The sequence below is a fragment of the Novosphingobium sp. genome, assembly GCF_037133355.1.
Taxonomy (GTDB): domain Bacteria; phylum Pseudomonadota; class Alphaproteobacteria; order Sphingomonadales; family Sphingomonadaceae; genus Novosphingobium.
The window spans coordinates 15,030-40,788 of the sequence record NZ_JBAXOI010000020.1; the positions used below are offsets into that span (position 1 = coordinate 15,030).

Consider the following 25,759-nt stretch of genomic DNA (forward strand, 5'->3'; position numbering starts at 1 on the left):
TCGTCCTGCAGTCTGGTCTAGCGGGCCACGGGGATCGCGGGGTTGGCGGAATCGCCGGTTGGTTCGGAAGCGGCCTCGGCGGCGAGCGGATTGCGCGCAAAGCGCATGATCACCGAAGTGCCGCCCTCGGCATTCGCGGCGAAGGCCATGGCGCCGCCATGTTCCTCGACGATCTTGTTGACGATGGCGAGACCAAGACCGGTACCCTTCTCGCGCGTGGTCATGTAAGGTTCGAGAATGCGGTCACGCTCTGCAGGTAGGCCGATGCCGTTGTCCGAGACGGTGACGGTAACGGCATTGCGGTCCGCGCCGAGCGTGACCCCAATGCGGCCGCGATAGGCGATGTCCTGAAGCTTGCCGCGCTGCTCGATCGCCTCGATCGCGTTCTTGAGCACATTGGTCATGGCCTGGCCGAACTGGTGGCGATCGGCCTCAATCGGCACCTGCGTCTCACCCTCGAACGTGAAGGTGATGTGGTTGTGCGCCACTTCCTGCAGGAACAGCGCCTGCCGCACGAGATCGCTGGCGTCTTCCGGGCGAAACACGGGCTTGGGCAGGCGGGCGAACGAGGAAAACTCGTCGACCATCTGCCTTAGATCACCGACCTGACGGATAATCGTGGCGGTCAGTTCCTCGAACAGTTCGGGATCGGTCTCGATCTGGCGGCGATAGCGGCGCTTCAGGCGTTCGGTGGCGAGCTGGATCGGGGTGAGCGGGTTCTTGATCTCGTGTGCGATGCGGCGCGCGACGTCGGACCAGGCGGCGCGGCGCTGGTCGAGCAGCTGGCGGGTGATATCTTCGAAGGTGATGACGTGGCCATTGCGATCCGCCGTCACCTTGACCGCAAGCGTGAGGAGGTCCCCGCCCTTGGCATAGTGGACCACGCCGCTGCGCTCGCCACCCGCGATGAACTGGGCAAGCTGCGGTGCGACCAGGCTTAGCGGGGCGCCGATCAGGCTCGGAACCTCTTTGAAATCGCCGGTATCGAGCATCAGCGCCTGCGCCGAGCTGTTGATCAGGCGAATGCTGCCCTCGCGGTCGATCGAGACAATGCCGGCGGTGATCGATTCGAGTACCGCCTCGATGAAGGCGCGGCGTACTTCCAGCTGGGCATTGGCGCTGACAAGCGCCTGGGTTTGCGCCTCGAGCTGTGCGGTCATGCGGTTGAAGGCGCGGGCAAGCAGGCCCACCTCGTCCGTTCCGCTGCCGGGCTGGACGCGCATCGCGAAATTGCCGCTGCCGACATTGCGCGCGGCTGAGACGAGCTCGATCAGCGGGGCCACCTGCCGGTCGGCGAAGCGCAGCGCGACCCATACGGCAAGCGCGACGAGCGCCAGCGAGATAACCAGCAGCGCGATGTTGAAGCGCAGTTGCAGTGCACGGGCGCGGCGAGTGAGGAAATCGTAGGCCTTGAGCACGCTTTGCGCTCGCTGCCACTGGTTTAGCGCCAGCGCATCGGAATTGCGCGCAACGTAGAGGTAGATGCCGCGTGTGCGGTCGACCGGTGTGACGGCCTCGATGCGTGCGGCAGAAGCGGTGACGACCACGGGCTCGCCTGCGTCGATCCGCGCAAGTTCCGCCGGTGTCACGCGCTCGCGCTGTTCGCTGCGTGCGGGATCGACGATGGCGGCGGTGCGCAATGTGCCGTCGGGCCCGCGCTCGATCAGCGCGGATTCGTTAAGCTTGCGGTTGATCACCTGCCACGAATAGCCCTCGGCAAAGTCCTGGCTGGTGATCGGCGCCTGCCCGAGATAGTCGCGCAAGTCGCCCGCCATGGCGACGCTTTCGTTGCCGACATCGCGCAACTTGTCAGCATAGTAGCCGCGCGCGAGGCTGTTGGCGTTCTCCAGCATGCCGCGCGAATTGTCGGAGAACCAGAACTCGACGCCGGACTGGAACAGGAGCGAGGCGAAGACCACGACGAGCAACGTCGGGATCGCGGCGATCAGGGAGAACAGCCAGACGAGCCGGACGTGGAGGCGACCGCTGCTGCCAAGCCCGCTGCGCGCCGCGCGGCGCAGGGCGAGCCGCCGCCCGATCAGCACGATCAGGGCCATGGCCGGCACGAGCGTACCGATCAGGAGGCTCGTCGTCAGCCGCGAGGGCAGGAGCTGGTTGCTGTTGTTGCTGGCCGAAAGCGCCATCCAGGTGATCGAGACCATCAGCCCCAGTGCGAGGGTCGCAGTCATTTCCAGCAGCAGGAACACGTTGGCGCGCCGCATCACCACCAGAAGGCGGCGATACCACCGGGGCGAGCGCCGCATGCCGCGTTTGCCGTGCTGAACCATCGTTGCCGATATACAACAGCGCTGTTGCACCATTGCAAGTTGATTCGGCGAAAGGACCTTGTTTCGCGGCGGATCGTGTTGCTGTTACGCTACGTTGGGCCCCTTTAAGGCCCCTTCCCACCGCGCTCAGATCCGGCCCACAGCCTCGTCCGGGTCGATAGCGAGATCGGACAGGCGTTTCCGCAGCGTATTGCGGTTGATGCCGAGCAAGCGCGCCGCGCGCAGCTGGTTGCCGCCGGTCGCAGCAAGAGCGTGCAGGAAGAGTGGGCGCTCGAAGGCGGCGAGTGCGGCGCTGTAGAGCTCGCCCTCGGCCGGTTCCTCTTGTGTGAGCCAGCTGGCCAGCGCTTCGGCGAAATCGGCCGCGGGCTCGCTGCGGGGCACGCCGGCAGCGGGAGGCTGCGCGCGGTCGAGTGCAAGCAGCGGCTCGATGGTCGAAACGTCGATCACCTCATCACGGGCGAGCAGCGCGAGGCGGTAGACGAAATTGCGCAGCTCGCGCACGTTGCCGCGCCAGGGCTGACGCGCGAGCAACGCAGCGCCCGCAGCGTTGAGTTGGCGGCGCGGCAATCCCTCGGCAGCGGCGCGGACGAGGAAATGGCGGGCGAGCGCCTCGATATCGTCGGCCCGCTCGCGCAAGGGCGGCAGCGCGATGGGAACGACGGCGAGGCGGTAGTAGAGGTCCTCGCGGAACGTTCCTGCCGCGATCATCGGCACGAGATCGCGGTTGGTCGCAGCCACGATGCGGCAATCAAGCGTGATTTCCTCGGTGCCGCCCACGCGGCGGATGCGGCCCGATTGCAGCGCGCGCAGCAGACGGGTCTGCGCTTCGAGCGGCATGTCGCCGATCTCGTCCAGGAACAGCGTCCCGCCCCGCGCCTGCTCGAACTTGCCAATGCGGCGCGCGACCGCGCCGGTGAAGGCGCCCTTTTCGTGCCCGAACAGCTCGCTTTCGATGAGATCACCGGGAATGGCGGCGGTGTTGACCGCAATGAACGGCCCTGCACTGCGTTTACCGAGCTGGTGGATCGCCTCGGCCACGAGCTCCTTGCCGGTGCCGGATTCGCCGAGGATGAGCACGGTGAGATCGTTGCGCAGCACGCGCGTGATCATGCGGTACACCGTCTGCATCGCCGCGCTGCGGCCGACAAGCGGGAGCCCCGGGGCGACATCCTCGGCGACTTCGCCGGCAGAGACGCTTTCGCTGGCGCCGATCGCCTGGCGCACGGTGCGCACGAGTTCGTCGAGATCGAAGGGCTTGGGGAAATACTCGAAGGCGCCGGTATCGCTCGCGCGGACGGCGGTATCGAGCGTGTTCTGCGCCGAGAGAATGATCACCTGCATGTGCGGTGCGGCAGCGCGCACGCGGCCCAGCGTTTCCATGCCGTCGCCGTCGGTCAGAACGACATCGGTGAGCATCAGGCCGAATTGCCCCTCGGCCAGCAGCCGGTCGCGCTCGGCTATCGAGACACAGTGCGAGACCTTGTAGCCCTCGGCCTCAAGCGCGGCGGTGATCACGAGCGCGATCGAGGCGTCGTCCTCGACGAGGAGAATGCGGCTCTTCATGGCTGCGCGGTTCCGGACTGGCCGCTGCCCGCGACCGGCAGGTGGAGGCGGAAGTGAGTCCAGCCCTTCACTTCGTCGCGGTCATGCGTGACGCGGCCGTTCATCTCGCGCACCAATTTCTGGACCAGCGCGAGGCCAAGGCCCTGCCCGTTCTTCTTGCCGGTAACGAAGGGATCGAAGATGTGATCGCGCAGGCCCGGATCGATACCGGGCCCGTTGTCGCTGACGCGCAGCTCGATGGGCAGGCGCAGCGGCTTTCCTCCGGGTCCGGCGTGGAGCTGGATGCCGCTGGCAAAGCGTGTGCGCACGGCAATGCGCGGCGCGGGCTGGCTCTCGCAGGCCTCGCGTGCGTTCGTGAAGAGATTGAGCAGGACCTGCACCAGCGCATCGGGATTGGCCATGACAGGCGGCAGCGAGGGATCGAATTCCTCTTCGACCGTGAAAGCACCGCCCCGACTTGCCGCGACGACCGCCTGCGCGCGGCGCACCGCTTCGTGGAGATTGCAAGCCGCGCCCGGTTCGCGCCCGCGCCGCGAGAGCGACTGCATCTGGTCGACCAACTTGGCAATGCGGTCGACTTCCCCGGTAATGAGGTCGGTGAGCGCGCGGTCGGCATCGCCAAGCTTGCGGCCTATGAGCTGCGCCGCGCCGCGGATGCCGGCAAGCGGGTTCTTGATCTCGTGAGCGAGGACTTCGGGCGCCCGCAGCGGGGTCCCCTCGCCCGCCCCGGCGCCGCCGCCATCGCCCGATAGTGCCTCGACGCCCACGGCCTCGCCCAGCGCGAGGATCTGCCAGCCCGGGCAGTGCGTGATGGGCGAAGTCATGACGTCGATCCGCCGCGCCGGTGCACCTAGAATGCGGACCGACGAATCGCGCGCGAAAAGCTGCGCCTCGCCTTCGGAAAGGCGGCGCAGGATGAGTGGTTCCTCGAAAGCGAAGACATCCTCGACCGGTTTGCCGACGAGGCGCCGCGCGCCCTGCCCGGTAAGCTGCTCGGCGGCCGGGTTGACCGAGGCAATCGTGAGATCGGGCGCGAGAGTGATCACGGCAAGCGGAAGGCTGGCCACTACACGCTTGGGATCGGGGCGTGCGCTCTCTCCGCCCTTGCGCCAGTCGGCCGGACCGCTCATGCGCCCTGCTTCATGCTGCGACGCGGCTTGCAGGAGCGGCCATGGCGCGGGCGTAGAACTCGGCAAGCGCGGCAAGCACGGCCTTGGGATCGTCGATGAAGTTGACGCGGTTGCGGAACTCGGCCGAGCCGGGCAGCCCCTTGGTGTACCAGCCAAGGTGCTTGCGCGCCATGTTGACCCCGGTCATCGTGCCATAATGCTCCAGCATCGCGTGGTAATGCTCTGTTATCAGAGCATATTGTTCGGCGATCGTAGGGTCTGAGCGGCGCTCGCCGGTATCGAGCCAGTGCATGATCTGGCCGAGCAGCCAGGGCCGGCCATAAGCGCCGCGGCCGATCATCAGCCCGTCCGCGCCGCTTTGCTCGAGCGCATTCGCGGCATCCTCGATCTCGCAGATATCGCCGTTGACGATCACCGGGATCGAAACCGCGTCCTTCACCCTGCGCACGAAGCTCCAGTCGGCCGAGCCTTTGTACATCTGGTTGCGGGTGCGGCCGTGGACGGTGATCATCTGCGCGCCAATATCCTGGGCAATGCGCGCCAGTTCCGGGGCGTTGAGGCTGTCATGGCACCAGCCCATCCGCATCTTGACCGTGACCGGCACCTTGACCGCCTTGACCGTCGCCTCGATCAGCGCGGTGGCGAGCGGAATGTCGCGCATCAGCGCCGAGCCCGCATCGCCGTTGACGACCTTGCGCACGGGACAGCCCATGTTGATATCGATGATCGCGGCGCCCTTGTCTTCGGAGAGCTTGGCGGCCTCGGCCATCTGTGCAGGCTCGCAGCCGACGAGCTGCATCGAGACCGGCTCTTCCATCGGATGCCACGCGGCCTTCTGGATCGATTGGCGCGTCTCGCGGATCGCGGCGGGGCTGGCGATCATTTCGGTGACGTTGAGCCCCGAGCCGAAGCGGCGGACCATGGTGCGGAACGGCATGTCGGACACGCCCGTCATCGGCGCAAGCACGACCGGCTGCGCAATGCGCACGGGGCCGACCATGATCGGAGCGAGCGTGGGGGGCTGGGGACAATCGCGCATGAGGTCTGCCTAAAAAAGAGGCATGCGCTTAGTCGATTGCGCGGTTTGCGGCAAGGACTGTAAGGGGCGGTGCATGACTGGCCCTTCCCCCTCCCCGACTGCCGCAGTTGTCGTTGCCGCCGGACAAGGGCTGCGCGCGGGCGGGACTGTGCCCAAGCAGTTTGCGTTGTGGCGCGGCAAGCCGCTGGTGCGCCATTCGGTGGAAGCGCTGGTGAAGGCGGGGGTCGCGCCGATTGTCGTGGTGATCCCTGCAGCATGGGAACAGATTGCCGCGGACGCGCTGGCCGGGCTGGACGGCGTGCGCTTTGTGCACGGCGCGGCGAGCCGGCAGGGATCGGTGCGTGCCGGGCTGGAGGCACTCGCGGCCGATGCGCCGGTGCATGTACTGATCCACGATGCGGCACGGCCTGATCTGCCAGGCTCGGTAATCGCGGCGCTGGTTGCGGCGCTGGAGAGCCAGCCCGGCGCCATTCCCGTCCTGCCGGTCGTCGACAGCGTTGTGCGGGGCGCGCAGGGCCTGCGCGGGGAATTTGTCGAGCGCGACGGGCTCTACCGCGTACAGACCCCGCAGGCGTTCCGGTTTGAAGCCATTCTCGCGGCGCACCGCGCATGGGGCGGCGCGGAGGATGCAGGCGATGATGCCGCTGTCGCCGAAGCAGCCGGGCTTGCCGTAGCCTTGGTCTCCGGTGACGAACGGCTGAAGAAGGTTACCTTTGCCGAGGATCTGAAGGATGACAGCATGACGAAGGTCCCGGTGCGCACCGGCATGGGTTTCGATGTCCACCGTCTGGCCGAGGGCGAGGAACTGTGGCTCTGCGGCGTGAAGATCGAGCACTCCAAGGGGCTTGCCGGGCATTCCGATGCCGATGTTGCGATCCACGCGCTGGTCGATGCGCTGCTGGGCGCCATTGCTGCGGGGGATATCGGCGATCACTTCCCGCCTTCCGATGCGCAGTGGCGCGGCGCCTCTTCCGATCGGTTCCTGGAGCATGCCGGCAAGCTGGTAGCCGATGCCGGCTATGGCATCGGCAACGTCGATGTAACGATCATCTGCGAGGCTCCGCGCATCGGTCCGCACAAGGCGGCGATGCGCGCGCGGCTCGCGGCGATTCTCGCGATTGACATCGCCCGGGTGAGCGTGAAGGCGACAACCACCGAGCGGCTCGGCTTCACCGGTCGCGGCGAGGGTATCGCCGCGCAGGCTGTGGCAAGCGTGATCGCGCAATCCTGAGGGAACCGGCTTCATGGCACTGATTCGCAAGGTGATGGCTACGGCCGCAGTGGGCGCGCTGGGGCTGGCTGAAGTGGCCGCCGCAGCGCAGGCGCCTGCCTGCCTCAGCGAGCGCGAAGTGACGAGCCTCGTCACCTACGCGCTGCCTGTGGTGATCAACGGGGCTATCAAGACCTGCCGCCCTGCCCTCGCGCCCGATGGCTGGTTCGCCACGCAGGGACCCTCCCTGGTGCAGCGCTATGCCGCCCGCAAGGGGGCGGCCTGGCCCGAGGCCAAGGCGGCGCTGATCAAGCTGGGCGGGAACGACGCGCGGATGAAGGACATGGTCGCGAGCCTGTCGGACGAGGCGCTGCAGCCGTTCGCCGAAGGCATGGTCGCCGCGCTGGTGACCAAGGGGATCAAGCCCGGACAATGCAAGGCGATCGAGCGCGCGACGCGGCTGCTTTCGCCGCTCCCGCCGGAGAACACGGCCGAAATCGTCACCTTCATCCTCGTGCTGGCGGCCAAACCCAAAGTGCGCGGCGCGGTGGGCGCACCGCAGAAGTCCGACCTTCCGATCTGCCCGGCGGCCTGAACCATGGACACACTTCTCCCTCCCGAACTCACCGCGCTTGCTGCGCGGGTGATTGCCGAGAACAAGGCCGTGGGCCGCATGGTCGCCTTGGCCGAGAGCTGTACCGGCGGGCTCGTCGCGGCGGCGCTGACCGAGATTGCGGGCAGTTCTGCCGTGGTCGACCGTGGCTTCGTGACGTATTCCAACGAGGCCAAGCAGGAAATGCTCGGCGTATCGGCAGACCTCATCGATACCTTTGGCGCGGTCTCGGTGGCGGTCGCATGGTCGATGGCGCAGGGCGCGCTCAAGCATTCGCGCGCTCAGGTGGCGGTGGCGATCACGGGGATTGCCGGGCCGGATGGCGGCAGCGAGCAGAAGCCGGTCGGTACCGTGGTCTTTGCACGGGCCGAACGGGGCGAGGACCCGGAAGCGGTTAATGCCGAACTCAAGGTGTTCGAAACCGCCAAGACGCGCGCCGAAGTGCGGCTTCAGGCAGTGCTGGTCGCGCTTGAACTTCTGCTTCCGTAAAGCTTTTCCGCACGCGTTTCGAACGCGTTGACCATCTTGCGGAAGGCGCGATCGAGGTACTGACCGGCCAGTGCCTCGAAAATCGCGCTGCGGAAGGTGAAATCGACGTTGAAGTCGATCACGCAGCCGCCGCCCTCATCGGGCGTGAACTGCCAGGTGTTGGCCAGACGCTTCAGCGGCCCATCGAGATACTCGACCGCGATACGGCGCGGGCGCTCCTTGATGACGCGCGAAGTGAACTTCTCGCGCAGCGCGCTGAACCCGACCATCATGTCCGCCACCATTTCGGTCTCGCTGTCGGACTTGATGCGCGTGGCGACGACCCAGGGAAGGAACTCCGGGTAGCGCTTCACGTCGGCGACGAGGTCGAACATTTCATCTGCCGACCAGGCAAGGCGCCGCTGCTGATTGATCACCGGCATGGGATCAGCCCCTCGCAGCGGCCTTGGCCAACTGCGCCTCACGCGCGGCGCGCATTTCGGCAAAGTCTTCACCCGCGTGGTAGCTGGAGCGCGTCAGCGGGCTGGAAGCGACCTGCAGAAAGCCCTTCGCCCGGGCGATCGCGCCATACGCGGCGAAGGCTTGCGGCGTGACGAAATCGATCACCGGCGCATGCTTGGGCGTGGGCTGGAGATACTGGCCCATGGTGAGGAAATCGATGCCGGCCGAACGCATGTCGTCCATCACCTGATGGACTTCGAGTCGTTCCTCACCGAGGCCGAGCATCACGCCCGACTTGGTGAAGACCCGCGGATCGTGGTGCTTGACCTCTTCCAGCAGGCGCAGCGAGGCATAGTAGCGCGCGCCGGGGCGTATCGTGGGATAGAGCCGGGGCACGGTTTCGAGGTTGTGGTTGTAGACGTCGGGCCCCGCCGCCATGATCGCCTCGACCGCCGCACGCATCTTGCCGCGAAAATCGGGGGTCAGGATCTCGATCGTGGTGTTTGGCGTCGCAGCGCGCAGGGCCTGAATGACCTTCACGAACTGGCCCGCACCGCCATCTGGCAGATCGTCGCGGTCAACCGAGGTCACAACGATGTGCTCAAGGCCAAGCTTGGCGGCGGCTTCGGCAACATGCGCAGGCTCGCTGGTATCGACCTTGCGCGGCATACCGGTCTTGACGTTGCAGAAGGCGCAGGCGCGCGTGCAGACGTCGCCGAGGATCATCACGGTCGCGTGCTTCTTCGTCCAGCATTCGCCGATGTTCGGACAGGCCGCTTCCTCACAGACCGTGTTGAGGCCGAGGCTGCGCATGAGGCCCCGGGTTTCCTCGTACCCCTTGCTCGTGGGGGCCTTGACCCGGATCCAGTCGGGCTTGCGGGGCCGCGCAGGGCGTTCCGGCGCGGCAATCGGGGACTGATCGTTCATGCTGTGCGAGATAGGCGCATGAAGCATGACTTGAAAGATGCATTCGTACGCGGCAACAGACCCGGCATGGCCAAACCTTTCTCTCCCGAGCTCGACCATCTCATCGACGGCTATCGCCGGTTTCGCGAGAACGGATGGAATCCGCGCGTCGAACGCTGGCACCAGCTGCGCGAAGGGCAGGAGCCGCCGGTCATGGTGATCGCCTGCTCCGACAGCCGGGTGGACCCCGCGCAGATCTTCGATACCGACCCGGGCGAGATGTTCGTTGTGCGCAATGTGGCCGCGCTCGTGCCGCCGTTCGAGACCTCGCCCGGCTATCACGGCGTCTCCGCCGCGCTCGAATTTGCCGTGCAGGTGCTGAAAGTGCGCAAGATCGTGGTGCTGGGCCACGGCATGTGCGGCGGCTGCCGCGCGGCGCTGACGCAGGAGCTTGAAGGCACCGAGCCGGGCGAAGGCGGCTTCATCAACGACTGGATCGGCCTCCTGAACGGCGTGCGCGAGGAGATTGCCCACGAACACGGCACCACCGGCCGCCACGCCGAGCGCGCTATGGAGCAGGCCGGCGTCAAGGTCAGCCTCGCCAACTTGCGCACCTTCCCCTGCATCCGCCGCAAGGAAGCCGCTGGCGAGCTTCGCCTGCGCGGCGCGTTCTTCGCGATCTCGGACGGGCTGCTGCATGTGCTGGATGAGGATAGCGGCGAGTTTTCGCAGGTGCAGTGACTGCCCCGATTATCGCCTCAGATTGCGGTCCAGAAATGCAAGCAGCGCCGGCTTGAGGTCGTCCGCCACGGTGCTTCCCAGTTCATCATGGTCGACGCCGGCCAGCATTTGCAGTTCTGCGCGGCCCTTGATGGCCTTGTAGAGCGACCGCGTTTCATCGGGCGGCGTGTTGACATCCTTTTCACCGCCTACAACCATTACCGGCATACGCAGATTGGCGACCGCCCGGACCGGTGCGATCTGCGAGGGCCAAACGCCGAAGCGGGGCAGCGACTGGAAGCTCAGGAACGGCTCGATCAGCGCGGCGGGCCATGATCCGAGGCGGACAGCAATGCGGTTGGCAATGGCGCGGCGAATATCGGGGTAGACCCCCTCCAGCACCAGCGCATCCACATCGAGCGGGCCTTGTGCCCCGAGCAGGCTTGCGGCCCCGCCAAGCGAAAAGCCGATAGCGCCGATGCGCGAACCAGGATTGCACCGGCGCAACCAGGAAAGCGCGGCATGGGCATCTTCGGCTTCAAACAGGCCGAAGCTCTTGCCCGCCGGGGGTCGATTGGCCATGGCCGCGAAAATCGATGGCGAGCACAGCGTAGCCCTGCTGGTGGAGCATGGCGCCAAGCGCGTTCATCTGCCCCCGGTTGCTGCCGTTGCCGTGGAGCAGAAGAATGGCGGGCGCTCGAAAAGTCGCTCCGGGCCAGTAGGTCCCGGCCAATTCGATCCCATGGGCGCTCGGGATGGAGACGATGCTGGCAGGAGTTACGGGCCGCGCTACAGCAGAATTGGTGGCGCCTGTCAGGACACTACCGACCAGCCAGAACCCGCCAAGCACGAGGGCTGACCCGATCAGGATTGCCCGTCTCATCGCCATCGTCCGGTGCCGGGCATTGCGGCACGCAAAAAGGGCGGCCGCTGCGGGCCGCCCTTCCTGTCTACTGCAAGGCCCCGGGTTATCAGGGCTTGGACTTGTCTGCGGTATAGACCGCCCAGAGCTTGGCGAGCGGGGCGCGAACGCCAGTGACCTGCGCGAAGCTGGCCTTGGCGGCGTCGAACTTGTCCTGATCGAGCTGCGCGATGCCGAGGCGCATCAGTGCGCGATCCTTGTCGATCGCACCGCCCTTGGTCAGGGCAAGCTGGTAGAACTCCTCGGCCTTGGCGGGGTTGTCGTAGGACAGGTAGGCATCGCCCGTGGCAAGAGCGGTCTTGCCGTCGGCCGCAGCCTTTGCGTCGCGCTCGAGCGCGGGCAGCGAGGCCTTGTCCGCCGCGATGCGGCCACGTGCCTGGGCGAGCGAATCGCTCACGAACACGTCGCTGGCATCGAGCGCGCCCTTCGACAGGCCGAGCTCGATGATCTTCACCGTCTCGCCAGGCAGACGACGCGGGTCGGCGGCCTGAATATATTCGATGAACTCGCGCGTGATGAACTGCTTGTCGTTGTCGAACGCGCCGGTGTGGAGGAACAGGCGGCCGAGATCGAGCGACTCCTCCTTGCCGAAACTGCCGAATTCGCGCACGAGCTGGCCCGCCCCGAGCCAGTTGAGCGCGTTCGGCTGCGCTTCGATCTCAAGCGTCGACCACTCGATCGCCTGCGGCCCGAGCTTGGCTTTGTAGGCGATCACCTTGGCGCGGGTGAACCAGCCATCGGGGATCGCCCCGCCGGCGGCCTTGCGCGCGTCATAGGCAACCTTGAGCGCCGCGATGCCCTCGGCAGGCTTGCCGGTCTGTGCATAGGAATCGGCCAGCATTTCCGCGACGGTATCGTCGGCGACATTGCCGGCGACGGCCTTGGTCAGCGGATCGATCGCATTGGCATAGTCCTTCGCGGCATAGGCGAAGCTGCCGAGATAGGAGTTGAAGACCGGCAGCTTGGCAGGCTCGACCATGCCGCTGTCGATCATGTTGCGCAGACCGCGGCTGCGCATCGCGTTGTCCTCAAGCACGCCGCCGATCACGACGGCCCAGTTGCCGGCGGTGAAGCGGTCCTGCCCGGTCTTTACCGCAGCTTCGACGGCGGCCAGCTTTGCCGGAGCATCGGCAAGCATGCCCTTGAGCTGCGCGGCGGGCGTGTTTTTGCTCTGCGCGGCCTGCAGGTCGGTCATGATCTTCTGGAACGGGCCGGCAGCAGCGACGAATTCCTTCGAATACGTCGCCTTGGGGGCTTCCTTTTCCTTGGCGAAGGCAGGCGCTGCGCCGATCATGATCCCGCCGGCAGCGAGACCGGTGGAAAGCGCCACGGCCAGCGCGGCACGGGCGGCCACGAACTTCATTGCATTACCCCGCATTGCTTCATCTCCTCTTGGCCGATTGCGGCAGACGGGGCCATTCCCCGTTCTGCACTGCCGCAGGCCCTATCCCAATCGTCTGGCCGGATGGCCCTTCATGACCAAGCCTGACGCGCCGAACCTCTGACGCGAAATCGCCGCCTTGGCAACGTCTTGCTGCAATGCCAGCCCCCGCGTGAACCCGGTTTGAATACCAATTCGTCTCATTGTTCAGGAATTGCCAGCCCCGACCTCGGATCAGGGTTCGCATATGTGGAAAAGCCGGTGGAATCGCGGCGGTTTTCTGGTCTTCGCCTATCCTTTGGCCTAGTGCCAAGGGGGACCACACAAGCGAAACGAAAAAAGCCAACGTGAGCGACGATACCGGCCTGACAGATACCCCCGCCCCGCTGCCGGAACACGAGTTCCAGCGGATCGACATCGTCGACGAAATGAAGACGAGTTATCTCGATTACGCGATGAGCGTGATCGTAAGCCGCGCGCTGCCCGATGTGCGTGACGGCCTCAAGCCCGTCCACCGCCGCATCCTGTGGACCAGCCACGAAAACGGCTTCACTTCGACCAAGGCCTATCGCAAGTCCGCGCGCATCGTCGGCGATTGCATGGGCAAATACCACCCGCATGGCGACAGCGCGATCTACGATGCGCTGGCGCGCATGACGCAGGACTGGTCGATGCGCCTGCCGCTGATCGACGGCCAGGGCAACTTCGGCTCGATGGACCCCGATCCGCCGGCCTCGATGCGCTATACCGAGGCGCGGCTTGCCAAGGTCGCCGATGCCCTGATGGCCGATATCGACAAGGATACGGTCGATTTTCAGCCTAATTACGACGGTTCGGAAAGCGAGCCGCAGGTCCTGCCGGCGCGCTTCCCCAACCTGCTGGTAAACGGCGCGGGCGGCATCGCGGTCGGCATGGCGACCAACATCCCGCCGCACAATCTCGGCGAAGTGATCGACGGGTGCCTTGCCTATATGGCGAACCCGGCGATCACCATCGAGGAACTGATCCAGATCATCCCGGCACCGGACTTTCCGACCGCGCCGCTGATCCTGGGCGCCAGCGGCGCGCGCAAGGCCTATACCGAGGGTCGCGGCTCTATCGTGATGCGCGCGCGCTATGTGATCGAGGATGCCAAGGGCGGACGCGGCGAAGGGCGCAAGGCGATCATCCTGACCTCGATCCCCTATCAGGTGGGCAAGAACAACCTCGTCGAGAAGATCGCCGAAGCGGCCAAAGACAAGCGGATCGAGGGCATTGCCGACATCCGCGACGAGTCCAACCGCGAGGGTGTGCGCGTTGTCATCGAGCTCAAGCGCGATGCCACGCCCGAAGTCGTGCTCAACCAGCTGTGGCGCAACACACCTGCGCAATCGAACTTCCCGGCGAACATGCTGGCGATCCGCGGCGGACGGCCCGAGATCCTGACGCTCAAGGACATCATAGAAGCGTTCGTCCAGTTCCGCGAGGAAGTGATCCAGCGGCGGACCAAGTTCGAGCTCAACAAGGCGCGCGACCGGGCTCATATCCTGCTCGGTCTGGTCGTGGCTGTCTCGAACCTTGACGAGGTTGTGCGCATCATCCGCGCTTCGGCCAATCCGGCGCTGGCTCGCGAGACGCTCATCGCGCGCGAATGGCCGATCGGCGAGATCGCACCCTATATCCGCCTGGTCGAGGCGATCGAGGACGGGGTGCTGGAAGGTGACGGCGGCACTTACCGCCTCAGCGAGACGCAGGTCCGTGCAATCCTTGACCTTCGCCTCCACCGCCTGACCGCGCTGGGCCGCGACGAGATCGGCGGCGAACTCGAAGTTCTGTCCAAGGCGATTGCCGAATATCTGGCGATTCTGGGTGACCGGGAAAAGCTCTTTGCGGTGATGCGCGAGGAACTGGTCGCGGTGCGCGATGCCTATGCGACGCCGCGCCGCTGCGAGATCACCGCGCCTGCCGACGGGATCGAGGACGAGGACCTGATCGAGCGCGAGGACATGGTCGTGACGATCACCCTCGACGGCTACATCAAGCGCACCCCGCTATCCACCTTCCGCGCGCAGAACCGGGGCGGCAAGGGCCGCAGCGGCATGGCGACCAAGGAAGAAGATGCGGTCGCGACGATGTTCGTCACCTCGACCCACACGCCGGTGCTGTTCTTCTCGACCGCGGGCAAGGTCTATCGCCTCAAGGTCTGGCGCCTGCCCGAAGGCGGGCCGACGACGCGCGGGCGGCCGATGATCAACCTGCTCCCCGCGCTCGATGCGGGCGAGACAATCGCGACAGTGCTGCCGCTGCCCGAGGACGAGGCGGAATGGGGCAAGCTTTCGGTGGTCTTCGCCACGGCCAAGGGCAATGTGCGCCGCAACGCGATGGATGCCTTCGCCAACATCCCCTCGAACGGCAAGTTCGCGATGCGCTTCGAGGAAGGCGACGAGGACCGGCTGATCGGCGTCGCGCTGCTCGAGGCGAGCGATGACGTGCTGCTGGCAACCCGCTCGGGCAAGGCGATCCGTTTTGCTGGCGATGAGGTCCGCGAGTTTACGAGCCGTACCTCGACCGGCGTGCGCGGCATGACCTTGCGCGGCGATGACGAGGTGATCTCGCTTTCGATCCTGCACCGCGTCGGCACAAGCGCCGAAGAGCGGGAGGAATACGTCCGCTTTGCGCCATGGAAGGGCGAGAAGGAGGGCGAGCCTTCGATTGCGCCGGAACGAATGGCCGAATTGCACGCGCGTGAGCAGTTCATCCTCACCGTCTGCGCCAATGGTTATGGCAAGCTTTCCTCCGCCTACGAATACCGGCGGACCGGTCGTGGCGGCCAGGGCATCACCAATATCGACAACATCGCCCGCAATGGCCCGGTGGTGGCGAGCTTCCCGGCTTCGCAGGCTGATCAGCTCATGCTGGTGACCGACCAGGCGAAGCTGATCCGCCTCCCGCTCGATACCTTGCGGGTAATCGGTCGCGGTTCGGCGGGCGTGCGGCTGTTCAACGTTTCGGGCGATGAACACGTGGTAAGTGCGGTGCGTCTGGCCGAGGAAGAAGGCGAGGCAGAAGCCGAGGCAGAGGGCAGCGCGGAAGCATGAGCGACCTGCCGCAAGCCGCCTACAAAGTGCTGACTGCGGAGCAGATGCAAACGCTGCAGCGTGACGGCGTGTTTGCCGGGGCGCCGATCGATCTGGCCGATGGCTATATCCACCTCTCGGCCGCTGATCAGGTGACCGAGACGGTGGACAAGCACTTTGCCGGACAGACGGGCCTGCATATCGCGGCGGTTGATCTGGCGGCGCTGGGCGATGCGGTGAAGTGGGAGCCGTCGCGCGGGGGGCAGCTCTTCCCGCATATCTACGCAGCTCTGCCGCTCAATGCCGTGTTTGCCTATGGGCCGCTGGAGCGCGAAGCGGATGGCACGGTGCGGCTGCCGGTGTCTGGTTAGACCCAATCCTCGTCATTCCCGCGAAGGCGGGAATCTGGAGTCCGAAACGCGGCGTCCGCCGCTCTGGGTCCCCGCCTTCGCGGGGATGACGAAGTGTGGATTTAGTAAGCGGTAAACTCACCCTTGCGCCGCAGCGCGCCGATCACGCCGACGGTGACCAGGAACTGCCCGAAATAATAGAGCGGCCAGACCAGCAGATGAGGGACCGGGCTGTCCGCGAGCGGCCCCATTCGCGCGAAGATCAGCAGGTCGGACACGGCGAACGTAGCCGCGCCAAGCGCAACGCGGTTGCGGGGGAAGTCGCTGGCGAAGGCGGCAGTGGCCATGCCGCCAAGCAGGAGCGCATAGCCTGCGACATCGGATTTGCCGGTGAGAGCATAGGAAAGTGCGGGAATGCCAAGGACCAAGGCAATGGCTACTACCTTGTCCGGCGCTGACAGTTCAGCGCGCCGATGCCGCAGGTAGAGCGCGATCGCGGCGATGTGGCCAGCGAAGAAGGCAGCCGCGCCGCCGGTGAAGTTCACCTCCAGCACCATGTCACCGACTGAGCCGAGCGCCATGACAAGAGCGATGCGGTGTGCATCCCGGACCGGGTGATGAACCCAGGCGTAGACCGCGAGCAGCGCGACGCCGGCGCCCTTCCAGAGGATGAGGTATAGGCCTGGAACCCAGCTGTCTGCCGCGAACCAATAGCTGATGCCGACGATCAGGCTGGCGAGAAGCCATGGTCTTTGCTCGATCAAGGCGCGTTGCGGCATTCTTGTTTCCTACACCGGCCCACCCCCAACCCCTCCCGCAAGCGGGAGGGGAGCAGCCTGCGCATCATTCCCCCCTCTCGCTTGCGGGAGGGGTTGGGGGTGGGCCCGCTTTCATCCCTAGGGGTTGTTTGCCGGGACATGCAATGCCAATGCGTGCGGCATGACGCATCAGGTACATATCATCGGCGGCGGCATGGCCGGCAGCGAGGCGGCGTGGCAGTTGGCGCGCCGCGGCATTCGCGTGCGGCTTTCTGAAATGCGCGGAAGCGGCGACAGCACGGCGGCGCACAACAGCGATGGGCTGGCCGAACTTGTGTGCTCCAACTCGTTCCGTTCTGACGATGACGAGAAGAACGCGGTCGGCCTGCTGCACTACGAAATGCGCGCATGCGAGAGCCTGTTGATGACGGCAGCGGCGAAGGCGCGGGTGCCTGCAGGTTCGGCGCTAGCGGTGGATCGCGATGTGTTTTCAGCCGAGGTCGAGGCCCTGCTTCGCGCGCAGCCGACCTTGGAAATCGTGCGCGAGCGAGTGGATATTCTGCCCACTGACGGCTTCACCATTGTCGCCACGGGGCCGCTGACCGCCCCTGCCCTCGCTTCCAGCATCGGCGCAGCAACCGGCGCCGAGAGCCTCGCCTTCTTCGACGCGATTGCACCCATCGTTTACCGCGAGTCCATCGACATGGGCGTCGCGTGGATGGCCTCGCGCTGGGACAAGGGGGCGGAAGCCTCGCTCGCAATGGGCGGTGACGGGCGCGATTATATCAATTGCCCGATGACCCGGCCGCAATACGAGGCCTTCCGCGAGGAGCTGCTGGCGGGCGAGAAGACCGAGTTCAAGGAATGGGAGGCGAGCACCCCCTATTTCGATGGCTGTATGCCGATCGAGGTCATGGCGTCGCGCGGCGTCGAGACCTTGCGGTTCGGGCCGATGAAGCCGGTTGGCCTCGATAATCCGCACTGGGCGACGGCAGAGCACCCCAATGGCCGTTGGCCTTATGCGGTGGTGCAGCTGCGGCAGGACAACAAGTTGGGCACCTTGTGGAACATGGTGGGCTTCCAGACCAAGCTCAAGCACGCTGAACAAGTGCGCGTGTTCCGTACGATTCCGGGGCTGGAGCAGGCCGAGTTCGCGCGGCTTGGCGGGCTGCATCGCAACACGTTTCTCAATTCGCCGACCCTGCTGGATCGGCAGCTGCGGCTGAAATCGGCGCCGCATATCCGCTTTGCCGGGCAGATTACGGGCTGCGAAGGTTATGTGGAGAGCGGAGCAGTAGGACTGCTGGCGGGGATGATGACCGCCGCCGAGATCGCCGGTCGCGAGTGGACGCCGCCGCCGCGCACCTCGGCGCTCGGCGCGCTGCTGGCGCATATCACCGGCGACGCGGAGGCCGAGACCTATCAGCCGATGAACGTGAACTTCGGGCTGTTTCCGCCGCCCGATCCTTCGACGAAGAAAAAGCAGCGCAAAGAGGCCTATACGGCGCGGGCCAAGGCCGATCTGGTCGGTTGGCTGCCGTCGGTGGGGTAGTTTTTGAAGGTTTCGCGCAGAGGCGCAGAGAGGGCGGAATCGCAAGGGAACTGCCCGGGCCGCAGGCACAAATCTACCTTAGCCAGGTCCCGCAATCGAGAGCGGCCTTGCCGCAATCCTCGATTTCCTTTTGATCTCCGCGCCGCTGAGCGAAACCTGGTTGCAGGCTCAACACTTGCACGCAGGCTTCTTTGCCGCCTTGAGCTTGGTAGTCGCAAATTCCTCGCGGCTCAGCCAGCCATCGCCGTTCTTGTCGGCGGCCTTGAAGCGGTTGTCGGTGGCGACGGACCATTCGTCGAACGTCAGCAGGTTATTGCCGTCGACGTCGAGCTTGCGGAAATCCTTGACGCGGGGGCTCAGCATTTCGGTGCGCGTGATCTTGCTGTCGCGGTTCTTGTCGAACCGGTCATAGCGCTTTTGCTCCCGGCTTTGCTCGCTGGCTTCGGGCAGGCCCGGGCCTACCGCGTCGCCTGCGTCGGAATCAGGCAGCTCTTCTTCGGCGGCGGGCGCGGAGGCGATTGCGAGGTGGGTGGGCGCTGCGGGTGCGCGGTCGGCAGCGCGGCCCTGCCACCAGAACAAGCCCGAGGCAGAAAGCAGCAGCGCCCCGAGCGCGCCCACGAGAATCCTGTTCATGCCCTGCGCCCTTCCATACGGGTTGAGCCCCAGCATAGGCTGCATGGCGCATGGGCGGCAGGGGCAAGCCATGCCATTTTGGCGGGACTTTCAGCGGCCGAGGAGACCCAGACGCAGGATGGCAAGGAAATCGCGCAGCGGGCTGCCGGCCTTGCCCGAGGTCTCACACAGCGCCATGCCGCGCAAAATGACGAGCGGGCGCATTGCACCGGGAAGGATCGGAGCGGGACTGCGCGGCGTTTCAAGCCCGAGCCATTCGGCTGCGGCACGGCGGACGGGCTCGCTTGCTTCGAACCCGCTAAGCCGGGCAAGCGCACAGATCGCCTCGACCCGCGCTTTGCCCAGATCCGCCCCGCCGTCCTCGCCGACAATCCGGGCTTCCCACCCATCTACCAGACCGCGCAAGGCTGGCCGTTCACCATCCCAGGCCCGGAGCAGCGCAAGCAGCGGTTCGCCCTGCGGCCAATCGCTCGCTGGCTGATCGAAACGGTCGCGCCACCAGGCAAGGCGCAGCTGGATCATGAGCGGGTCGCGTCCCTCACGGGCCGCATCGGCAAGCCGCCGCTCGAGCAGGAGGAAGCCCTCCCACAACGCCTGGCGGCCGCGCGGCGCATAAAGCACCGCGAGTCGTTCGGGCGGGCTGAGCTGTATATCGCCTGCGTTAAGCTCCATCAGCTCAGCGGTAGCAAACCTTCTTTACCGCCGCGATCACCCGCGCGGTATCGACCAGCGCGAGCTTTTCGAGGTTGGCGGCATAGGGCAGCGGCACGTCTTCGTTGCAGACGCGCAGGACCGGCGCATCGAGGTGGTCGAAGCCCTCTTCCATCACGATCGAAATGATCTCCGAGGCGATCGAGCAGACCGGAAAGCCTTCCTCGACCACGACCATGCGGTTGGTGCGGGCAAGGCTTTCGAGGACCGCAGCCTTGTCGAGCGGGCGCAGGGTCCGAAGGTCGATCACTTCGGCCTCGATCCCTTCGGCGGCAAGCTTCTCCGCCGCTTCAAGCGCAAGAGCAACGCCGATCGAGTAGGTGACGATCGTAACGTCGCGCCCGGCCCGCATGGTGCGCGCCTTGCCGATGGGGACGGTGTAATCTTCCAGCTGCGGCACATCGAATGAGCGGCCATAGACCAGCTCGTTCTCAAGGAACACGACCGGATCTTCGCTGCGGATCGCGGACTTGAGCAGGCCCTTGGCATCGGCGGCGTCATACGGCGCAATAACGACCAGACCGGGGACCGAAGCGTACCACGGCGCATAGTTCTGGCTGTGCTGCGCACCGACGCGCGAAGCGGCGCCGTTGGGGCCGCGGAACACGATCGGACAGCGCATCTGGCCGCCCGACATGTAGTTGGTCTTGGCGGCCGAGTTGATGATGTGGTCGATCGCCTGCATGGCGAAGTTGAACGTCATGAACTCGACGATGGGGCGAAGGCCGCCCATGGCCGCGCCGGTGCCGATGCCGGCAAAGCCGTACTCGGTGATCGGCGTGTCGATCACGCGCCTCGGCCCGAATTCCTCGAGCAGGCCTTGCGTGACCTTGTAGGCACCCTGGTATTCGGCGACTTCCTCACCCATCACGAAGACGCGGTCGTCGGCGCGCATTTCCTCGGCCATGGCATCGCGCAGGGCTTCGCGCACCGTGGTGCCCACCATTGCGGTGCCTGCGGGCACGGCCGCTATGGGTGCAGGCGCTGCAACAGGAGCAGGTGCGGGCGTCGGTGCTGCGACGGGTGCAGGCGGCGGAGGGGGCGCGGCAACCACAGGCGCCGGAGCAGGGGCAGCAACCGGCGCGGGCGCAGTGTCCTCCCCTTCCCCGCTGATCGTGGCGATCACGGTGCCAACTTTCACGCCTTCGGTGCCTTCGGCAACCTTGAGTTCGCCGATCACGCCCTCGTCGATGGCCTCGAATTCCATCGTGGCCTTGTCGGTCTCGATCTCGGCGAGGATGTCGCCGGACTTTACGCTGTCGCCGGGCTTCACCAGCCACTTGGCGAGCGTGCCTTCCTCCATCGTCGGGGAGAGCGCGGGCATCTTGAGTTCAATCGCCATGTCAGTAGGTCCCCACCAGCACGTCGGTATAGAGTTCAGGGGTGGCGGGCTCGGGCGAGCTTTCCGCGAAATCGGCGGCTTCTGCGACGATCTGGCGGATCTTCTTGTCGATGGCCTTGATCGCGTCCTCGCTCACGCCCCGGCGCAGCAGGTCCTGCTTGGCGCCTTCGATGGGATCGTGGTGGTCGCGCATTTCCTGCACTTCCTCACGGCTGCGGTACTTGGCCGGGTCCGACATCGAGTGGCCGCGATAGCGATAGGTGTTGAGCTCCATCAGCACCGGGCCATTGCCGGCGCGGACATATTCGAGCGCAACTTCAGCGGCGGCGCGCACTTCGAGCACGTCCATGCCGTTGACGTCCATGCCGGGGATGCGGAAGCCCGTGCCGCGGCGGTGGAAGTGCGTTTCGGCCGAACCGCGCTTGACCGCAGTGCCCATGGCGTAGCCGTTGTTTTCAACAACGAAGATGATGGGAAGCTGCCACAGGGCGGCCATGTTGAAGGTTTCGTAGACCTGGCCCTGGTTGGCCGCGCCGTCGCCGAAATAAGCCATGCACACGCCGCCATCGCCGCGGTACTTGTGCGCGAAGGCAAGGCCCGCGCCCAGCGGCACCTGCGCGCCGACGATGCCATGGCCGCCGTAGAACTTGTGGTCGGTCGAGAACATGTGCATCGAGCCGCCCTTGCCGCGGCTGATGCCCGCACCGCGCCCGGTGAGTTCGGCCATGATCACCTTGGGATCAATGCCGTAGGCCAGCATGTGCCCGTGATCGCGGTAGCCGGTGATGACGCTGTCGTTGCCCTCGTTCAGAGCGGACTGCAGGCCGACCGCGACCGCTTCCTGGCCGATGTAGAGATGGCAGAAGCCGCCGATCAGGCCGAGGCCGTAAAGCTGGCCAGCCTTTTCCTCGAAGCGGCGAATGAGCACCATCTGTTCGTAGAAATGGAGCAGTTCCGCATCGCTCGCGTCATAGCGCTTGTTGTTGGCGTGGGCCTGCTGGAGGCTGCGCAGCGCGAAGGAAGCTTCATCTTCCGGAGCGGCGCCGGGGACAGCGGCGGGAGCTTCGGCGGCTTTGGGCTTGGGCGCTTTGGTGGCGCGCGGCCTGGCGGACTGGGCCAATGCAGGATTTCCTTATGTGGCAGCCTGGGGAGGGCACGGTCGGTACGGCACGAGCCGTGCCGCAAGGCCGCTATAGGACCAAGTGCCTGAAATCCGCAACGGCCAAGGCTCTTTGGATACCTATTCCGCCGGCACCGCACGCGCGCAATCCGCCCCCTGGCCAAGCGGCCCGGAGCAGAATTGCAGCGATGTGGGAAAATGGTGCACCCGGAGCGATTCGAACGCCCGACCCTCAGATTCGTAGTCTGATGCTCTATCCAGCTGAGCTACGGGTGCGTGGGAGAGGCGCCTTTAGAAGCGCGTTCCGGGGTTGGCAAGCCCTATTGCAGCATTTTTGAGATAGGTGACGAGCGCGGCAGCCAGCGGGACATCGAGCGGGGGCATTGGCAGCGCGGCAAGGTCTTCCGGCTGCGTCCATTGCAGAAGAGCGCCGGGCTCGCAGACCGGCTCACCCACCCTCTGGTGGCAGGCATAGAGCAGCAAGAGAATGGGCCGACTGCCCTCCCCGAGCGTGCCTTCAGCAAAGCTGAGCGGTGCAAGGTTCGCCTCGGCCAGCGCGATGCCAAGCTCTTCGGCGCATTCGCGCACCAGCGCGGCGGCGGGTGCCTCGCCCGGCTCGACCTTGCCGCCCGGAAATTCCCAGAGGCCGCCGTGGGCGCGGTGCTCCGGCCGACGCTGCATCAGCACCCGGCCCGCCTCGTCGATCAGGGCCAAGGCCACAACGATGAGACATGTCGGTGCCTTTTCCAGTGGAGTCAAAACCATTTATCCTTTGTTAGCCTCGTACAGCTAAGTGTCTGCGAGGAAGCGGACAGGAGGCATCCGATCAATGTGGGACTTTGTCCGCAAGCCGCTGGTGGACAAGACGGGTGCCACAGCCATCGAATATGGCCTGCTGATCGGCGTGATCGCGATGACAATGTTCTTTGGCATGAGCGCTTTCGTTAATTCGCTGTTCCTGCTCTACGAAGCAATCGACACCAACGTCCAGAACGGCAAGAAATAGCGCTCCAAACTCCGCGACTTTCGAAAGGCCCGCCATGTGCAAACCGCGCATTGCAAAATGCGCGGACCGCACGGCGAATCCGCCACCGCAGCCGTGCGGCTTTACGATTTATCAGGAAATGCCGGATATTTTTACACCCGCTCGTTCGTGGGACCGGGGGGTCGCATGCTGAGAATGAGCACGAAGGTGAAGCGATTCACCAGGTGGAGGAGCATTGGCATGACGCTTTTCAAAACACTGCTCCGGGATGAGCAAGGCGCCACTGCAATCGAGTACGGCTTGATCGCCGCGCTGATCGCCGTCGCCGCCATCACGGCGATGGGCGCGCTTGGCAACGCGCTTTCGAACACGTTCACTCAGGTTTCGACCAAGATGAGCAACGCCCAGGACGGCAAGGGCCCGTTCTAGGGACGATCGGTCTCTGGCCCGCAGAAGTAAACGGGGGTGTGGTTCTTCCACACCCCCTATTTTCACGTGCGTGATCAAGGCGGCGGCCGGCAAGTTGCGATGATCGGTGCAAAAACGTCAATGAGCGCGATCGCCCTGCCGCCGCAGTTATATTCCTGGCGCGTAAAGCGGCGTACTTAATCGTTTGGCAGGGATTGATAGCTATTTTCGCAGGGTTTGCGGGATCGACCGGGGGGTCGGAGGCAGTCTTTCCGGTTGCCGCACAGCTGTTCCGCGCGCAGGAGATACTATCGTCATGACGCTCATTCGCAAAATAATGGCCGACAAGGCTGGCGCAACGGCTATCGAATACGGTCTGATTGCCGCGCTTGTCGCCACCGGTGCCATCGTCGCGATGGGCGCGCTCGGCAACTCGCTGTCGAACACCTTCACCCAGATTTCGACCAAGATGAGCAACGCCCAGGACGGCAAGGGTCCGTTCTAACAGCGACAGAGTCGAAGCTGCGAGCAAGGAGCGGGGATGCGGTTCTCCTCATCCCCGTTCCTTGCTTGCGTGATCGACCCGTGGGGCGGCAAGCCGCATCGGAACGCCGCGCCTTCGGGTCTGTATCGATTTGCCGTGTTTTCAGTAGACGATGAGCTTCACGCGCGAACCGGGCACGAGCCGGCTTGAGGCATCGAGGCCATTGAGCACAAGGAACCGGTCGAGCGGCCGGTCGTCATAAGCCATGCGCGCCGCGAGCGTCTGCAACGTCTCGCCCTTCTTCACGGTGACGACCGCCAGATGCCGCGCCCGCACTGCACCAGCCTCGCCGATGGTGATACGGCGCATCGAGGCAAACATCGGCTCGAAGGCCCCCGCCTGCCCCGCTGCGCTGATCGTGGTGAAGTGGAACGCCTGCGACGGGCTCCAGGCATAGGCATAGACCACGATATCGCGCGTGCCGTCGCTGGTGTTGGTGCGCACGACGCCGTAGGCGGCCGGGATGCCGTTCACCGTGGTGGTGCGGATCGATTCCGGCACAAGCCGCTGCTGATCCGAGAGCCCTGCAAAGACCGTGCGGATATAGGCGGCCAGATCGCCGGAGTAAGGCCCAGTGGCAAGCTCGCCCTTGCCCGACTGGCCGCTGATCGCGACAGAGCGAGCACCGTTGACAAGATAGAACCCCTGCGGTGCCTCGAACGCCAGGCGGAAGGTCGGCTGGACGAACTTGCGCCCGTTGACCACGCCCTGCTTCGGATCATCCCCATAGGTGAGGCCATCGACCCGGGTGAGGAACTGGTCGCGGTTCGTCATTCCTTTGGCATTGGTGCCGGCAAGCGCGAGCGCGGCGGTAACGCGCGAGGCGGGATCGGGGTGGGTGCTGGCCCATTCCGGCACCTTGTCGGTCGTGCCGGTAAGCTGTGCGTCGAGCGCGGTCTGCTGGGCGAGGCTGCGCAGCACCGTACCCATCGCCCGCGGATCATAGCCGGCGCGCCGCAGATACGCGACGCCGAGCGAATCCGCCTCGCTCTCCTGCCCGCGCGAATACTTGAGCGTGAGAAGCTGGCTGCCGGTGGAAAACAGCTTCTGTCCGAGCTGACCAATCGCCGAATTGCCCAGCACCGCGCCCGCCAGCACCGAGCCGAGCACGCCGAGGATCGTATTGCGCGTCGCCGCGCTCTGGCGCTTGGACGCATGGCGCGCGGCGACATGGCCGACTTCGTGCCCGAGCACACCGGCCAGTTCGGCCTCGTTGTTCATCAACGCGACAAGCTGGCGGGTGACGTAGACATAGCCGCCGGGGATCGCGAAAGCGTTGTTGACCGGTGAGTTGAGCAAAGTGACGGTGAAATCGCTGCGCGCGTTGCCGAGGCCCGATTGCAGCGCGATCGTCTTGCCCACGCTTTCGACATAGACCGCCTGCGGACCGGTCACCGCGCCGCCGAATTCGCTGAGAAGCTGCGGATGGGCCTTGGCGCCTTCAGCCTTGTCGGAGGCGCTGATGGTGGCGACGGTGCCTTGCGCGCCGACCCGCGAAGTTGGCACGGCCGGCCCTGCCAGCACGAGGCCGCAAGCACCGGCAGCGAGCAGGACAGCGCGGAACGGACGATTGGTCATGGTGTCTCCCCCTCATGCCG

General features: G+C 65.4%; 26 protein-coding genes and 1 tRNA gene. 10 read left to right on the forward strand and 17 right to left on the reverse strand.

The genetic code is table 11. The features are described from left to right. Positions 1-17: 17 nt before the first annotated feature. From WCL10_RS17295 to dusB, 4 genes are all read right to left on the reverse strand, one after another. Positions 18-2,288, reverse strand: a complete 2,271-nt coding sequence (locus WCL10_RS17295) for an ATP-binding protein (protein ID WP_336896891.1) — start codon at positions 2,286-2,288, stop codon at positions 18-20. Between the two features lie 126 nt (positions 2,289-2,414). Then, entirely contained in the window at positions 2,415-3,851 is a 1,437-nt protein-coding gene (locus tag WCL10_RS17300; protein ID WP_336896892.1) for a sigma-54 dependent transcriptional regulator, read from the reverse strand. Beyond that, positions 3,848-4,981, reverse strand: coding sequence for an ATP-binding protein (locus WCL10_RS17305; protein WP_336896893.1), 1,134 nt, complete (start codon positions 4,979-4,981; stop codon positions 3,848-3,850). Before WCL10_RS17305 ends, WCL10_RS17300 begins: the two co-directional genes overlap by 4 nt. A 10-nt stretch (positions 4,982-4,991) precedes the next feature. After that, complete coding sequence (gene dusB, locus WCL10_RS17310) at positions 4,992-6,020, reverse strand: tRNA dihydrouridine synthase DusB (protein WP_336896894.1); 1,029 nt, start codon at positions 6,018-6,020, stop codon at positions 4,992-4,994. 73 nt (positions 6,021-6,093) lie between these two features. Here dusB and WCL10_RS17315 point away from each other — a divergent pair, with 73 nt between their 5' ends. From WCL10_RS17315 to WCL10_RS17325, 3 genes are read left to right on the forward strand one after another with little or no spacing between them, the layout of a single operon-like run. Continuing rightward, complete coding sequence (locus WCL10_RS17315; protein WP_336896895.1) at positions 6,094-7,251, forward strand: bifunctional 2-C-methyl-D-erythritol 4-phosphate cytidylyltransferase/2-C-methyl-D-erythritol 2,4-cyclodiphosphate synthase; 1,158 nt, start codon at positions 6,094-6,096, stop codon at positions 7,249-7,251. Between the two features lie 13 nt (positions 7,252-7,264). Next, positions 7,265-7,825: a hypothetical protein gene (locus WCL10_RS17320; RefSeq protein ID WP_336896896.1), complete on the forward strand. Its 561-nt coding sequence runs from the start codon at positions 7,265-7,267 to the stop codon at positions 7,823-7,825. A gap of 3 nt (positions 7,826-7,828) precedes the next feature. Beyond that, a complete protein-coding gene (locus tag WCL10_RS17325) occupies positions 7,829-8,332 on the forward strand; it encodes a CinA family protein (RefSeq protein WP_336896897.1) in 504 nt (167 codons plus the stop codon). On the opposite strand, the gene WCL10_RS17330 is transcribed toward WCL10_RS17325, so the two are convergent. Together WCL10_RS17330 and lipA are read right to left on the reverse strand one after the other, a co-directional pair. After that, on the reverse strand, positions 8,293-8,754 hold the full coding sequence (locus tag WCL10_RS17330) for a type II toxin-antitoxin system RatA family toxin (RefSeq protein ID WP_336896898.1): 462 nt from the start codon (positions 8,752-8,754) through the stop codon (positions 8,293-8,295). The genes WCL10_RS17325 and WCL10_RS17330 overlap by 40 nt on opposite strands. A 4-nt stretch (positions 8,755-8,758) precedes the next feature. Then, positions 8,759-9,700, reverse strand: a complete 942-nt coding sequence (gene lipA, locus WCL10_RS17335; protein WP_336896899.1) for a lipoyl synthase — start codon at positions 9,698-9,700, stop codon at positions 8,759-8,761. A 66-nt stretch (positions 9,701-9,766) separates the two neighbouring features. Between lipA and WCL10_RS17340 the strand changes: the two genes are divergently transcribed. Continuing rightward, positions 9,767-10,420: a carbonic anhydrase gene (locus WCL10_RS17340; RefSeq protein ID WP_336896900.1), complete on the forward strand. Its 654-nt coding sequence runs from the start codon at positions 9,767-9,769 to the stop codon at positions 10,418-10,420. Between the two features lie 9 nt (positions 10,421-10,429). Here WCL10_RS17340 and WCL10_RS17345 read toward each other — a convergent pair whose 3' ends face one another. The 3 genes from WCL10_RS17345 to WCL10_RS17355 all read right to left on the reverse strand — a co-directional run bounded on the left by WCL10_RS17345 (position 10,430) and on the right by WCL10_RS17355 (position 12,699). Then, positions 10,430-10,981 (reverse strand): hypothetical protein, encoded by a 552-nt coding sequence (locus WCL10_RS17345; RefSeq protein WP_336896901.1) that lies wholly within the window; start codon positions 10,979-10,981, stop codon positions 10,430-10,432. Continuing rightward, complete coding sequence (locus WCL10_RS17350; RefSeq protein ID WP_336896902.1) at positions 10,938-11,282, reverse strand: alpha/beta fold hydrolase; 345 nt, start codon at positions 11,280-11,282, stop codon at positions 10,938-10,940. The genes WCL10_RS17345 and WCL10_RS17350 overlap by 44 nt, the downstream gene beginning before the upstream one ends. 88 nt (positions 11,283-11,370) lie before the next feature. Further along, the gene (locus WCL10_RS17355; RefSeq protein WP_336896903.1) at positions 11,371-12,699 is read right to left on the reverse strand and encodes a hypothetical protein; all 1,329 of its coding nucleotides are present in this window, start codon (positions 12,697-12,699) and stop codon (positions 11,371-11,373) included. A 368-nt stretch (positions 12,700-13,067) separates the two neighbouring features. On the opposite strand from WCL10_RS17355, the gene gyrA reads away from it, so the two are divergent. Together gyrA and WCL10_RS17365 are read left to right on the forward strand one after the other, a co-directional pair. Beyond that, a complete protein-coding gene (gyrA, locus tag WCL10_RS17360; RefSeq protein WP_336896934.1) occupies positions 13,068-15,779 on the forward strand; it encodes a DNA gyrase subunit A in 2,712 nt (903 codons plus the stop codon). After that, positions 15,776-16,129 (forward strand): DUF952 domain-containing protein, encoded by a 354-nt coding sequence (locus tag WCL10_RS17365; protein ID WP_336896904.1) that lies wholly within the window; start codon positions 15,776-15,778, stop codon positions 16,127-16,129. Before gyrA ends, WCL10_RS17365 begins: the two co-directional genes overlap by 4 nt. A gap of 101 nt (positions 16,130-16,230) precedes the next feature. Here the strand turns inward: WCL10_RS17365 and WCL10_RS17370 are convergent, their stop codons facing one another. After that, positions 16,231-16,887, reverse strand: coding sequence for a lysoplasmalogenase (locus tag WCL10_RS17370; RefSeq protein ID WP_336896905.1), 657 nt, complete (start codon positions 16,885-16,887; stop codon positions 16,231-16,233). Positions 16,888-17,047: 160 nt separating this feature from the next. On the opposite strand from WCL10_RS17370, the gene trmFO reads away from it, so the two are divergent. After that, complete coding sequence (trmFO, locus tag WCL10_RS17375) at positions 17,048-18,418, forward strand: methylenetetrahydrofolate--tRNA-(uracil(54)-C(5))-methyltransferase (FADH(2)-oxidizing) TrmFO (RefSeq protein ID WP_336896906.1); 1,371 nt, start codon at positions 17,048-17,050, stop codon at positions 18,416-18,418. A gap of 168 nt (positions 18,419-18,586) precedes the next feature. On the opposite strand, the gene WCL10_RS17380 is transcribed toward trmFO, so the two are convergent. The 6 genes from WCL10_RS17380 to WCL10_RS17405 all read right to left on the reverse strand — a co-directional run bounded on the left by WCL10_RS17380 (position 18,587) and on the right by WCL10_RS17405 (position 22,989). Continuing rightward, positions 18,587-19,051, reverse strand: coding sequence for a hypothetical protein (locus tag WCL10_RS17380; protein WP_336896907.1), 465 nt, complete (start codon positions 19,049-19,051; stop codon positions 18,587-18,589). A gap of 90 nt (positions 19,052-19,141) precedes the next feature. Next, on the reverse strand, positions 19,142-19,723 hold the full coding sequence (locus WCL10_RS17385) for a hypothetical protein (protein WP_336896908.1): 582 nt from the start codon (positions 19,721-19,723) through the stop codon (positions 19,142-19,144). A 4-nt stretch (positions 19,724-19,727) separates the two neighbouring features. Next, positions 19,728-21,104: a pyruvate dehydrogenase complex E1 component subunit beta gene (locus WCL10_RS17390; protein ID WP_336896909.1), complete on the reverse strand. Its 1,377-nt coding sequence runs from the start codon at positions 21,102-21,104 to the stop codon at positions 19,728-19,730. Between the two features lies 1 nt (position 21,105). Beyond that, positions 21,106-22,116 (reverse strand): pyruvate dehydrogenase (acetyl-transferring) E1 component subunit alpha, encoded by a 1,011-nt coding sequence (gene pdhA, locus WCL10_RS17395; protein WP_336896935.1) that lies wholly within the window; start codon positions 22,114-22,116, stop codon positions 21,106-21,108. A gap of 307 nt (positions 22,117-22,423) precedes the next feature. Continuing rightward, positions 22,424-22,500 (reverse strand) — tRNA-Arg (locus WCL10_RS17400). A 15-nt stretch (positions 22,501-22,515) separates the two neighbouring features. Then, the gene (locus tag WCL10_RS17405) at positions 22,516-22,989 is read right to left on the reverse strand and encodes a (deoxy)nucleoside triphosphate pyrophosphohydrolase (protein WP_336896910.1); all 474 of its coding nucleotides are present in this window, start codon (positions 22,987-22,989) and stop codon (positions 22,516-22,518) included. A 64-nt stretch (positions 22,990-23,053) separates the two neighbouring features. On the opposite strand from WCL10_RS17405, the gene WCL10_RS17410 reads away from it, so the two are divergent. The 3 genes from WCL10_RS17410 (at position 23,054) to WCL10_RS17420 (ending at position 24,122) form a co-directional block, all read left to right on the forward strand. Further along, on the forward strand, positions 23,054-23,230 hold the full coding sequence (locus WCL10_RS17410) for a Flp family type IVb pilin (protein ID WP_336896911.1): 177 nt from the start codon (positions 23,054-23,056) through the stop codon (positions 23,228-23,230). A 219-nt stretch (positions 23,231-23,449) separates the two neighbouring features. Further along, on the forward strand, positions 23,450-23,638 hold the full coding sequence (locus WCL10_RS17415) for a Flp family type IVb pilin (RefSeq protein ID WP_336896912.1): 189 nt from the start codon (positions 23,450-23,452) through the stop codon (positions 23,636-23,638). 295 nt (positions 23,639-23,933) lie between these two features. Next, positions 23,934-24,122, forward strand: a complete 189-nt coding sequence (locus WCL10_RS17420) for a Flp family type IVb pilin (protein ID WP_336896913.1) — start codon at positions 23,934-23,936, stop codon at positions 24,120-24,122. Between the two features lie 141 nt (positions 24,123-24,263). On the opposite strand, the gene WCL10_RS17425 is transcribed toward WCL10_RS17420, so the two are convergent. Next, positions 24,264-25,739, reverse strand: a complete 1,476-nt coding sequence (locus tag WCL10_RS17425) for a M48 family metalloprotease (protein ID WP_336896914.1) — start codon at positions 25,737-25,739, stop codon at positions 24,264-24,266. Between the last annotated feature and the right edge of the window lie 20 nt (positions 25,740-25,759).

Coding starts and splice junctions, on each gene's coding strand:
- lipA (WP_336896899.1), bottom strand. CDS start 9,700: ATGAACGATCAGTCCCCGATTGCCGCGCCGGAACGCCCTGCGCGGCCC.
- WCL10_RS17345 (WP_336896901.1), bottom strand. CDS start 10,981: ATGGCCAATCGACCCCCGGCGGGCAAGAGCTTCGGCCTGTTTGAAGCC.
- WCL10_RS17410 (WP_336896911.1), top strand. CDS start 23,054: ATGTGGGACTTTGTCCGCAAGCCGCTGGTGGACAAGACGGGTGCCACA.
- WCL10_RS17320 (WP_336896896.1), top strand. CDS start 7,265: ATGGCACTGATTCGCAAGGTGATGGCTACGGCCGCAGTGGGCGCGCTG.
- WCL10_RS17415 (WP_336896912.1), top strand. CDS start 23,450: ATGACGCTTTTCAAAACACTGCTCCGGGATGAGCAAGGCGCCACTGCA.
- WCL10_RS17350 (WP_336896902.1), bottom strand. CDS start 11,282: ATGAGACGGGCAATCCTGATCGGGTCAGCCCTCGTGCTTGGCGGGTTC.
- WCL10_RS17405 (WP_336896910.1), bottom strand. CDS start 22,989: ATGGTTTTGACTCCACTGGAAAAGGCACCGACATGTCTCATCGTTGTG.
- WCL10_RS17325 (WP_336896897.1), top strand. CDS start 7,829: ATGGACACACTTCTCCCTCCCGAACTCACCGCGCTTGCTGCGCGGGTG.
- WCL10_RS17340 (WP_336896900.1), top strand. CDS start 9,767: ATGGCCAAACCTTTCTCTCCCGAGCTCGACCATCTCATCGACGGCTAT.
- WCL10_RS17300 (WP_336896892.1), bottom strand. CDS start 3,851: ATGAAGAGCCGCATTCTCCTCGTCGAGGACGACGCCTCGATCGCGCTC.
- WCL10_RS17355 (WP_336896903.1), bottom strand. CDS start 12,699: ATGCGGGGTAATGCAATGAAGTTCGTGGCCGCCCGTGCCGCGCTGGCC.
- WCL10_RS17365 (WP_336896904.1), top strand. CDS start 15,776: ATGAGCGACCTGCCGCAAGCCGCCTACAAAGTGCTGACTGCGGAGCAG.
- WCL10_RS17370 (WP_336896905.1), bottom strand. CDS start 16,887: ATGCCGCAACGCGCCTTGATCGAGCAAAGACCATGGCTTCTCGCCAGC.
- WCL10_RS17330 (WP_336896898.1), bottom strand. CDS start 8,754: ATGCCGGTGATCAATCAGCAGCGGCGCCTTGCCTGGTCGGCAGATGAA.
- WCL10_RS17305 (WP_336896893.1), bottom strand. CDS start 4,981: ATGAGCGGTCCGGCCGACTGGCGCAAGGGCGGAGAGAGCGCACGCCCC.
- dusB (WP_336896894.1), bottom strand. CDS start 6,020: ATGCGCGATTGTCCCCAGCCCCCCACGCTCGCTCCGATCATGGTCGGC.
- trmFO (WP_336896906.1), top strand. CDS start 17,048: ATGACGCATCAGGTACATATCATCGGCGGCGGCATGGCCGGCAGCGAG.
- WCL10_RS17420 (WP_336896913.1), top strand. CDS start 23,934: ATGACGCTCATTCGCAAAATAATGGCCGACAAGGCTGGCGCAACGGCT.
- WCL10_RS17390 (WP_336896909.1), bottom strand. CDS start 21,104: ATGGCGATTGAACTCAAGATGCCCGCGCTCTCCCCGACGATGGAGGAA.
- WCL10_RS17425 (WP_336896914.1), bottom strand. CDS start 25,739: ATGACCAATCGTCCGTTCCGCGCTGTCCTGCTCGCTGCCGGTGCTTGC.
- WCL10_RS17385 (WP_336896908.1), bottom strand. CDS start 19,723: ATGGAGCTTAACGCAGGCGATATACAGCTCAGCCCGCCCGAACGACTC.
- WCL10_RS17315 (WP_336896895.1), top strand. CDS start 6,094: ATGACTGGCCCTTCCCCCTCCCCGACTGCCGCAGTTGTCGTTGCCGCC.
- WCL10_RS17295 (WP_336896891.1), bottom strand. CDS start 2,288: ATGGTTCAGCACGGCAAACGCGGCATGCGGCGCTCGCCCCGGTGGTAT.
- WCL10_RS17380 (WP_336896907.1), bottom strand. CDS start 19,051: ATGAACAGGATTCTCGTGGGCGCGCTCGGGGCGCTGCTGCTTTCTGCC.